The organism is Gemmatimonadota bacterium, assembly GCA_022560615.1.
In the GTDB taxonomy this organism is placed as follows: Bacteria; Gemmatimonadota; Gemmatimonadetes; order Longimicrobiales; family Gaopeijiaceae; genus UBA1138.
This window is the reverse complement of the sequence record JADFSR010000104.1, coordinates 1-2,111: the sequence shown is the minus strand read 5'-3', so window position 1 is coordinate 2,111 and position 2,111 is coordinate 1. Positions and strand designations below refer to the sequence as shown.

Annotated in this window: 3 protein-coding genes; all 3 read right to left on the bottom strand. The window is 64.5% G+C overall.

Going from position 1 to position 2,111, the window contains the following annotated elements; all coding sequences use genetic code 11:
- Positions 1-274: 274 nt before the first annotated feature.
- The 3 genes from IIB36_20560 to IIB36_20550 all read right to left on the bottom strand — a co-directional run bounded on the left by IIB36_20560 (position 275) and on the right by IIB36_20550 (position 2,109).
- Positions 275-721: a hypothetical protein gene (locus IIB36_20560; GenBank protein MCH7534130.1), complete on the bottom strand. Its 447-nt coding sequence runs from the start codon at positions 719-721 to the stop codon at positions 275-277.
- A 102-nt stretch (positions 722-823) separates the two neighbouring features.
- Entirely contained in the window at positions 824-1,438 is a 615-nt protein-coding gene (locus IIB36_20555; protein MCH7534129.1) for a DedA family protein, read from the bottom strand.
- Entirely contained in the window at positions 1,435-2,109 is a 675-nt protein-coding gene (locus IIB36_20550) for a protein-L-isoaspartate(D-aspartate) O-methyltransferase (GenBank protein MCH7534128.1), read from the bottom strand. Before IIB36_20550 ends, IIB36_20555 begins: the two co-directional genes overlap by 4 nt.
- Positions 2,110-2,111 lie beyond the last annotated feature (2 nt).

The window sequence follows — 2,111 nt, the reverse complement described above, 5'->3', positions numbered from 1 at the left end:
CGTTGGGGCGGGGTGAGAGCCTTTCACACGGCGCCTAGAACGGCGTAAGCGCCCACCGACGCTCACCGACCCAACTGACGCAGAAGCCCAGCATTTCCGGCGCCCACCGACGCTCACCGACGCCAGTCGGAGGCTTAGGAGGCAGTCGCTCTATCCACCTGAGCTATGAAGGCCCGACGTGCGAAAGCGCAGAACACTAGCACTCGCCTAGGGACATCAGAAGGGGCGGCGTCCACCGCGGAACGCCGCCCAACTGCGTCGGAGCTTGAGCGGGTTAGTAGTCAGAACTCGGGTCGTCCTCGGCGCGCCGGCCAGCGAGGTAGCCGACGCAATACCCGCGCAGTGTCGCCTCGAACTTGTCCATGTCGGGCGAGGAGCGGAGTCCGGCCTCACCCTTCACCCTGAGTGCCTCGGCCAGCTTGCCGACTTTCTGCACCAGGTCCATCACGTACGGATCGCCGCCGGACGCTAGCTCGTCGGCGTCCATGTGGTCGTCCATGTCCATGCCGGTGACCACACCACTCTCGGTCTCGAACTGGGGCATCCCGCCCGGCTCCGCAGTGACGATGTCACGGGAAGGAATCGGATCATTCGGCGAGATGAGAGCGCCACCCAGATCCGCGGGCGCAACACGCCTCGACTTGCTGTTGCTCAGGTGCCTGCGAGAGCCCGGCGGGAACGCCGGAGGCGGAAGCCGACTCCCGCTGCTATCGTCGCTCATGCTTCGCGGCTCCATCCGAGAGGACGACGGGAATACCCGCCCGTCTATTCCGAATATATGCCGGGGCGACACCGAGAACCAAATGGCGTGATCGGCACCGCGCTAGAGTACGAACTCGATCAGGAGAAAGCCCGCGATGAGCAGGACACCGAACACTGTGACGAGCAGGTTGAAATAGCGGTCGATGAATGCCTCGATCGGCTTGCCGAACTTGAAGATCAGTCCGGCGAGCACGAAGAACCGCAACCCTCGGCTCAAGACCGACGCGACGAGGAAGACCGGGAAGTTGATCGCGAAGACGCCGGCCGAGAGCGTGAAGACCTTATAAGGAATCGGTGTGAGCCCGGCGAGAAAGATCGCCCAGAAGTCCCACCGGTCGTAGAGAGCCCGAACGCCGTCGAACGCCTCTTGGCTGACGCCCGGCACGTAGTCGAAGAACCAGGGCTCGGCCAAGTGCCATGCTCCTGCTCCGATCCCGTAGCCAATGATGCCGCCGGCGACCGATGCGGTGGTCGCGATCGCGGCGAACCGCAGAGAGTGAGTCGCCGCACCGAGGCAAAGCGCGATCAGCAGGGGGTCGGGCGGAATCGGGAAAAATGAGGACTCCGCGAACGCGAGCAGGAAAAGCGCGGGTACCCCGTACGGCGTGTCCGCCCAGTGCAGCACCCAATTGTAGAGGCGCCGCACAGGACCGGGGCGCGATGGGGTCTCGGTCACCCTCCGCCCTCGGCCCACGCGAAACGTCCGAGCAGAGGTACGAAGGTGACATTCCCCTTCACGACGTCCTCCGAGACAAGGAACCCGGTTTTTTGCACGTGCACGAGCTCTTGCGACTCCTTGGACCCGATGGGAATCAACATTCGGCCGCCATCCGCGAGCTGGTCGACCAGGACCGGCGGGATCGAGGGAGAGGCCGCCGACACGACGATCACGTCGAACGGTTGGTACTTGCGCCAACCGATCGTGCCGTCGCCTACGAGCAGAGCGACGTTCTTTACACCCATCCCGTCGAGCGCCTTACGAGCGCGCACGGACAGCTCCCGCACGCGCTCGACCGAGTAGACGCGGTCCGCCGTGAGCGCGAGAAGCGCGGTCAGAAAGCCGCTGCCCGTTCCGATCTCCAACACCTTCTCGTCGCGCTGTGGCGAGAGAAACGACAGATAGTACGCCTGCAACGACGGCTGCGAGGCGGTCTGCCCGAACCCGATCGGGATCGGCGCGTCCTCGTACGCCCGCGGCCAAACGCCCTCGGGCAGGAAGGTATGACGTGGCACCATGTCGAAGCACTGGAGCGTCTGGAGGTCGTCGATCCCCCGTGCCCGAATGTCTTCGATGAGCTTACGCCGGTATCCGACGAAGCGGGTGTCGTCTAGAGGCCCAGATCCCACGC